The organism is Pseudomonas sp. Kh14, assembly GCF_900291005.1.
Lineage (GTDB): Bacteria > Pseudomonadota > Gammaproteobacteria > Pseudomonadales > Pseudomonadaceae > Aquipseudomonas > Aquipseudomonas alloputida.
Window position 1 is genome coordinate 24,735 of sequence record NZ_OLKJ01000018.1, and the last position, 6,388, is coordinate 31,122.

At 62.0% G+C, this 6,388-nt stretch carries 8 protein-coding genes; 4 read left to right on the plus strand and 4 right to left on the minus strand.

The window, feature by feature from the left end; translation table 11 throughout:
• Nucleotides 1-107 precede the first annotated feature (107 nt).
• Nucleotides 108-1,241, plus strand: a complete 1,134-nt coding sequence (gene earP / locus FQ668_RS08555; protein WP_019437687.1) for an elongation factor P maturation arginine rhamnosyltransferase EarP — start codon at nucleotides 108-110, stop codon at nucleotides 1,239-1,241.
• Between the two features lie 48 nt (nucleotides 1,242-1,289).
• The gene (efp, locus tag FQ668_RS08560) at nucleotides 1,290-1,859 is read left to right on the plus strand and encodes an elongation factor P (protein WP_003252871.1); all 570 of its coding nucleotides are present in this window, start codon (nucleotides 1,290-1,292) and stop codon (nucleotides 1,857-1,859) included.
• A 222-nt stretch (nucleotides 1,860-2,081) separates the two neighbouring features.
• Here the strand turns inward: efp and FQ668_RS08570 are convergent, their stop codons facing one another.
• The 3 genes from FQ668_RS08570 to FQ668_RS08580 form a co-directional block, all read right to left on the minus strand.
• Nucleotides 2,082-2,510 (minus strand): organic hydroperoxide resistance protein, encoded by a 429-nt coding sequence (locus tag FQ668_RS08570; RefSeq protein ID WP_014591958.1) that lies wholly within the window; start codon nucleotides 2,508-2,510, stop codon nucleotides 2,082-2,084.
• Between the two features lie 140 nt (nucleotides 2,511-2,650).
• The gene (locus FQ668_RS08575) at nucleotides 2,651-3,106 is read right to left on the minus strand and encodes a MarR family winged helix-turn-helix transcriptional regulator (RefSeq protein WP_019437688.1); all 456 of its coding nucleotides are present in this window, start codon (nucleotides 3,104-3,106) and stop codon (nucleotides 2,651-2,653) included.
• Between the two features lie 58 nt (nucleotides 3,107-3,164).
• Complete coding sequence (locus FQ668_RS08580) at nucleotides 3,165-4,118, minus strand: LysR family transcriptional regulator (RefSeq protein WP_019437689.1); 954 nt, start codon at nucleotides 4,116-4,118, stop codon at nucleotides 3,165-3,167.
• Nucleotides 4,119-4,231: 113 nt separating this feature from the next.
• On the opposite strand from FQ668_RS08580, the gene FQ668_RS08585 reads away from it, so the two are divergent.
• A complete protein-coding gene (locus FQ668_RS08585; protein ID WP_014591955.1) occupies nucleotides 4,232-4,981 on the plus strand; it encodes a sulfite exporter TauE/SafE family protein in 750 nt (249 codons plus the stop codon).
• Between the two features lie 28 nt (nucleotides 4,982-5,009).
• Here the strand turns inward: FQ668_RS08585 and FQ668_RS08590 are convergent, their stop codons facing one another.
• Nucleotides 5,010-5,861 carry a LysR substrate-binding domain-containing protein gene (locus tag FQ668_RS08590; RefSeq protein ID WP_003252879.1) on the minus strand — a complete coding sequence of 284 codons (852 nt, stop codon included), beginning with the start codon at nucleotides 5,859-5,861 and terminating at the stop codon, nucleotides 5,010-5,012.
• A 96-nt stretch (nucleotides 5,862-5,957) separates the two neighbouring features.
• On the opposite strand from FQ668_RS08590, the gene FQ668_RS08595 reads away from it, so the two are divergent.
• Complete coding sequence (locus FQ668_RS08595) at nucleotides 5,958-6,176, plus strand: DUF1127 domain-containing protein (RefSeq protein ID WP_014591954.1); 219 nt, start codon at nucleotides 5,958-5,960, stop codon at nucleotides 6,174-6,176.
• The last annotated feature ends 212 nt before the right edge of the window (nucleotides 6,177-6,388 follow it).

A 6,388-nucleotide genomic window follows, 5' to 3' on the forward strand; every position in this document is an offset into this window, starting at 1 on the left:
AGGGGGGCATTGTCGCATGCGCTTGGGCATTTTTCTGCGCAGGTGCTTTTGTCAGCGCCAATTTATGCGCAGAATTCGCGGTTTTTGCACCAGCACGGGAGGGGCGCATGAAAGCCACCTGGGACATCTTCTGCAGCGTCGTCGACAACTACGGCGATATCGGCGTGACCTGGCGCCTGGCCCGGCAGTTGGTGGCCGAGCACGGCCTGGCGGTGCGCCTGTGGGTGGATGACCTCAACGCTTTCACGCCCATGTGCCCTGGCGCCGATGCCACGGCGGCGCAACAGTGGCAGCACGGTGTGGATGTGCGCCACTGGCCGGCAGCGTGGTTGCCGGTGGCGCCGGCCGATGTGGTGATCGGCGCGTTTGCCTGCCAGTTGCCCACAGCGTATGTCGAGGCGATGCGTGCCCGCCCGCAGCCGCCGCTCTGGCTCAACCTCGAGTACCTGAGTGCCGAGGACTGGGTGGAGGGTTGCCATGGGTTGCCTTCGCCGCAGCCCAACGGTTTGCGCAAGGTATTCTTTTTCCCGGGCTTTACCGAGAAAACGGGCGGTTTGCTGCGCGAGGGTTCGCTGCTGGCCCGGCGTGATGCGTTCCAGCAGTCGGCGGATGCGCGCCGTGCTTTTTTGCAGGGGCTTGGTGTAGACCCAGTGCCGGGTGCGCTGCTGATCTCGCTGTTTGCCTATGAAAACCCACAGCTGGGCAACTGGCTTGATGCCCTGGCCACGGCTGACCAGGCCTGCCACCTGTTGGTCCCGCAAGGGCGCATTGTCGCGGGGCTCAGCCAGTGGTTGGGCGAGGGGCCGCTGCAGGTGGATGATGTGCGCAACCGTGGGGCGCTGACCGTTCAGGTGATGCCTTTCGTCAGCCAGGACGACTTCGACCGGCTGTTATGGAGCTGTGATTTCAATGCCGTGCGTGGCGAAGACTCGTTCGTGCGTGCGCAGTGGGCGGGGCAGCCGATGCTCTGGCACATCTATGTGCAGGACGAGAATGCTCATTGGGAAAAGCTCGAAGCGTTCCTTGCGCATTATCGCTGCGGCCTGTCAGACGATGCCGATGCAGCCCTGCTGGGCCTTTGGCGTGCCTGGAACATGGATTTCGACATGGGCCAGGCCTGGCGGGCGGCCCGCCAGCATTGGCCGGAACTGCAGCAGCATGCTCGCCTTTGGGGGGCGCGACAGGCCGCTCAGCCGGACCTTGCCACAGCGCTAGTACACTTTTACCGAAATTCGCTATGATACGCGGCCTCGATTTTTATAAATCCATCCAGATTCGGATACTTCGTAATGAAAACTGGTAAAGAACTGAAACCCGGTACCGTCCTGCGGATCGACAACGACCCGTGGCTGGTTCAAAAAGCTGAGTTCACCAAGTCGGGCCGTAACAGCGCGATCATGAAGACCAAGCTGAAGAACCTGCTGACCGGCTACAAGACCGAAACCGTATACGGTGCGGACGACAAGCTGGACGACGTGATTCTGGATCGCAAAGAAGCGACCCTGTCGTTCATCAATGGTGACGAGTACACCTTCATGGACACCACCGACTACACCATGTACGAGCTGAACGCCGAAGACATCGAAGCCGTTCTGCCGTACATCGAAGAAGGCATGGAAGACGTCTGCGAAGCCGTGTTCTTCGAAGGCCGTCTGGTGTCGGTTGAGCTGCCGACCACCATCAGCCGTAAAGTTGTCTACACCGAGAACGCTGCTCGTGGTGACACCTCCGGCAAAGTCATGAAGCCTGCCAAGCTGGCGAACGGTACCGAGATCTCGGTTGCCGACTTCATCCAGATCGACGAGTGGATCGACATCGACACTCGCGACAACAGCTTCAAAGGCCGTTCCAAGAAGTAATGCTTCTTGCGAGACGCAAAAAACCCGGCGCAAGCCGGGTTTTTTTATGCCTGTGTGCTCGTGCTTTTGTGGGTGCAACTGTCGTGCTCAATTTCTAAAAGCTGGCGCAGATCCGTGTGGGAGCGGGCTTGCCCGCGAACACGGGCGAAGCCCGTGCCATCCACCGCGGTGTATTCTTCGCGGGTAAACCCACCCACAGGGGATCGCGCAAGCCTTTGCGTCTTAGACGGTTACGTGCAGGCGCACATCCACATTACCGCGGGTGGCATTGGAATACGGGCACACCTGGTGCGCCTTTTCCACCAGCCCTTCGGCATCGGCCTGGGCCAGGCCCGGCAGGTTGATGTGCAGGTCGATGTCCAGGCCGAAACCGCCCGGGATCTGGCCGATGCCCACCTTGGCGGTGATCGAGGCCTCTGCCGGCAGGGCTTTCTTCTCTTGCCCGGCCACGAACTTCAAGGCCCCGATGAAGCAGGCCGAGTAACCGGCGGCGAACATCTGCTCGGGGTTGGTGCCGTCACCGCCCGCGCCGCCCAGCTCTTTGGGGGTGCTGAGCTTGACTTCCAGCTTGCCGTCGCTGGAGCGGGATTTGCCGTCGCGCCCACCGGTGGAGGTTGCTTCTGCGATGTACAGCGGAGTGACCTTTTGCATCTTGAGCCTCGCTAATGTGCTGTGCACTCCCGTTTGCAGGAGGGCGGGGGTTGGTGTGAGATTTAAATTAGCGCGCAATTAGTTAGTGCGCAAGACAAATCATCACCGTTCATCGGAACGGCCATTTCACAGCATAGCGCTCAGAGGTTCTTTTGCAGGTTGTCGCGCAGGTTCAGCAGGTCGGCTTGCAGTTTCTGCAGCTGCTCCAGGCTCCGCCCGCTGGCCTTGAGAATGCACGGCGGCACCTGTTTGGCCTGCTGTTGAAGGGCGCGGCCTTTGTCGGTCAGCTGTACCATCACTACCCGTTCATCTTCACGGCTGCGGTTACGCTGCAACAGGCCTTCGCTTTCCAGGCGCTTGAGCAGCGGGGTCAGCGAGCCTGGGTCGGTCAGCAAATGCTGGCTGATTTCACCCACGGTCAGGCCGTCACGCTCCCAGAGCACGAGCATGGCAAGGTATTGCGGGTAGGTCAGGCCCAGCGCCTGCAGCAGCGGTTTATAGACCTTGGTCATCAGCAACGAGGTGGAGTGCAGGGCGAAACAGACCTGGTTGTCCAGCAGCAGCTCGTCACAGGAGGCTTGGGTGTCGGCGTTCATGCAGGTCCTTGAAAGTCATCAATGGAAAATTCTGGCACGCTGATCATCAGTGCGCGAATTAATCGCGCAGTTCACTGCGCAAGGCCAGGTCCCAGGGTGGAATCGGGCTGAAGCGGCTCTTGAGGAATTCGAGCAGCAAACGGCTGCGAGAGTTCGTTTCATGTGCCAGGCGTAGCGCGTAAATGCCGCTGGTCTCGGCTTCAGGCAAGCCGCCGTCGCAGAACAACGGGATCAGCTCGCCGCGTAGCAGGTATTCACTGATCAGCCAGGTGGGCAGGTGGGCTATCCCCAGGCCGGCGAGGGCGCCGAACAACAGGGTTTCGGCATTGTTGGCGGCCATGCGCATGCGCGCGGGGCGATACAGGCGGGTTTGCCCGGCTACTCTGAAGCGCCAGGCGAACGGCGGCGCCAGGCCATCCCAGTCCAGCCCGTCATGCCCGGGCAGTTCGCTGGGGCAGGTGGGGATGCCGCGGCTGGCCAGGTAGGCGGGGCTGGCGCAGGCGATGCGCACCATGTAGGCGAGCGGTGTGGCGACCAGGCGGGTGTCGGCCAAGGGGCCGGCGCGCAGCACCAGGTCGACCTCGCCCAGGTGGCTGCCCTGCAGGTCGACAAAGCTGTCGATCAACCGCAGTTGTACGTCCAGGCCCGGGTAGGCCACCAGGAAGTCGGCAATGGCCGGGGCCAGGTGGCGGCGGCCAAACGCGGCAGGTGCGTCGATACGGATCAGGCCTTCCGGGGCATTGCTCAGTGACACCGCTTCAGCCCGGGCCAGGCGCAACTCCTGGATGATGCGCCTGGCCCGCTCGGCAAAGGCGTTGCCTGCAGGCGTGGCCCGCACCGCGTGGGTGCTGCGGGTGAACAGGCGGCTGCCTACGGCGCTTTCCAGGTTGTCGATGCGCCGTGCTACCGCAGACGGGGTCAGCGGGTGGCGACGGGCGGCGGCAGAAAAGCTGCCGGTTTCCAGCACATCGAGGAACAGGGTCAATTGGTCGGTCAGGGTATCGGGGTTCATGGCTGCCTTGCTTTTGCGAAAAACGCACAGCCATTGTGCGCTGCTGTGCGTTTCCCCGCCAGCGCACAATCGTTAGCATGCTCGCATTATTGGTACAGGCGGACGAGGCCCTGATGATCGAGTGGTTGTTGTATATCGTGCTGGGCGCTGCCCTGGGCACCATGGGGGGCTTGTTCGGCATTGGTGGCGGGCTGATTGCGATTCCGGCGTTGGGCGTGCTGTTTGGCCTGGACCAGCAGTTGGCGCAGGGGACCGCGTTGGTGATGGTGGTGCCGAACGTGCTGCTGGCGCTGTGGCGGTATCACCAGCGCAACCGCATCGCGTTGCGCCATGCGCTTCCGCTGTCGGTGTGCAGCTTCTTGTTTGCCTGGCTGGGGTCGATCTGGGCGGTGGGGCTTGATGCGCATTCCATGCGTCTGGGTTTTGTCGGCTTCCTGGTAGCCTTGGCGGTGTGGAACGTGGTGCGGATGTTCATGAAGGTGTCGCCGCCGAGTGCCGAGCTGCGTCATGCCTGGCCGTGGCTGGGTGTGCTGGGCAGCTTTGCCGGCACCATGGGCGGCTTGTTCGGGGTGGGAGGGGCCGTGGTGGCCACGCCGATCCTGACCAGTGTGTTCGGCGCTACTCAGGTGGTGGCGCAGGGGCTGTCATTGGCGCTGGCGGCGCCGAGTACCTTGGTCACGCTGGTGACCTATGGCGTGCACCATAGCGTTGACTGGGGGGTGGGGATTCCCTTGGCGGTGGGTGGCTTGCTCAGCATCAGCTGGGGCGTGAAGCTGGCCCACGCGTTGCCGGAGAAAGTATTGCGGGCGATGTTCTGTGTGTTCCTGGTGGTCTGTGCGGTGATGCTGGGGTTTGAGCTGTGAGATTTTGGGGCCGCTTTACGGCCCCCGATCACTTGAAACCCTCAACGATGTAGTCGGCCATGCAGTCGGTGATTGGCGAGGGGGTTTGCGTGCTGCGCACCAGCATCACATTGGCCATCGGCAATTGCGGCAGCCCTTCGCTCTCACCCAGAATGCGGATGTTGCCCCCGATCAGGCTCTGCAGCTGCGCGGTCACTGCCAGCCCGGCGGTGACGATGGCAAAGATTGCCGCCAGGCTTGGGCTGGTGTAGGCAATACGGTAATCGATGCCCTGTGCCTCCAGCGCATTGCAGGTCCAGGCGCGACAGAAGCAGTCGGTGTTGAACAGTGCCACCGGCATCGGCCGCTGTTCGTGTGGGCAAAAGCCTTCTGCTGCGGCCCACACCAGGCGTTCCTGGCGTAGCAACTGGCCAATCTCGTTGCCGGGCTCGCGGGTGACGATGGTCAGGTCCAGGTCCTGGCGCAGCATCAACTGCTTGGACGAATCGCAATGCACTTCCACCTGCACCAGCGGGTAGGCTTGGGCAAAGCTCGACAAGATGGTCGGCAGGAAGCGCATGGCGTAGTCGTCTGGTGTGCCGATGCGCACCAGCCCAACCATGTGCGGCATGCGCAGAGTGTTGAACACCTCGCCGTGCAACTTGAGAATGCGTCGGGCATACCCCAGCAGTACCTGGCCTTCGGCGGTCAGCCGCACCTGACGGCCATCACGTTCGAATAGCTGGCGCTGCAGAATGTCTTCTTCCAGGCGTTTCATCTGCATGCTGACCGCTGACTGGGTGCGGTTGACCACTTCGCCTGCGCGGGTAAAGCCGCCTTGCTCGGCAATGGCGACGAAGGTGCGCAGGACATCCGCGTCGAGGCTCTGGTACTGGGACATTGCATCAATCTCCGAGATGCATCGCATCAGAAACATTCGTTGGATTGATCTTATGCCTGGCGTGAGACTGAGGCCATCAACACGGAGGGCTTCACGATGAAAGGTCATGTCAGCAGCATCCAGCAACCTGCCTTTTCCCTGAGCTACCTGTGGCACGCGGCCTTGCAGCGTCCGGCGCGTTGGCTGGAGTTGTACCGACAGCGTCAGGAGCTGGCCAGCCTCAGTGATGCAACCTTGCGCGACCTGGGGTTGAGCCGGGCGGATATCCAGCAAGAGGCCGAGCGGCATTTCTGGGATGATCCACTGAGGAAGTGATGCCAGGCGTGGCAGTCGCTTTTGCTCCAGCTCCAGCTCCAGCTCCAGCTTTTGCTTCTGCTCTTGCTTTGGCTTTTGCTTCTAAGTGCGCGGTCCTCCCGGGAGCAAGCCCGGAGCGAGGGGACCCCGGAGCGTAGCGTAGGGGCCGGATGATGGGAGCCGACGGTTTTGGTTACTTTGGCCACGACCAAAGTAACCCGCCGGAAGGGCGG

Coding starts and splice junctions, on each gene's coding strand:
- efp (WP_003252871.1), top strand. CDS start 1,290: ATGAAAACTGGTAAAGAACTGAAACCCGGTACCGTCCTGCGGATCGAC.
- FQ668_RS08580 (WP_019437689.1), bottom strand. CDS start 4,118: ATGAACCCCGATACCCTGACCGACCAATTGACCCTGTTCCTCGATGTG.
- FQ668_RS08590 (WP_003252879.1), bottom strand. CDS start 5,861: ATGTCCCAGTACCAGAGCCTCGACGCGGATGTCCTGCGCACCTTCGTC.
- FQ668_RS08595 (WP_014591954.1), top strand. CDS start 5,958: ATGAAAGGTCATGTCAGCAGCATCCAGCAACCTGCCTTTTCCCTGAGC.
- earP (WP_019437687.1), top strand. CDS start 108: ATGAAAGCCACCTGGGACATCTTCTGCAGCGTCGTCGACAACTACGGC.
- FQ668_RS08570 (WP_014591958.1), bottom strand. CDS start 2,510: ATGCAAAAGGTCACTCCGCTGTACATCGCAGAAGCAACCTCCACCGGT.
- FQ668_RS08575 (WP_019437688.1), bottom strand. CDS start 3,106: ATGAACGCCGACACCCAAGCCTCCTGTGACGAGCTGCTGCTGGACAAC.
- FQ668_RS08585 (WP_014591955.1), top strand. CDS start 4,232: ATGATCGAGTGGTTGTTGTATATCGTGCTGGGCGCTGCCCTGGGCACC.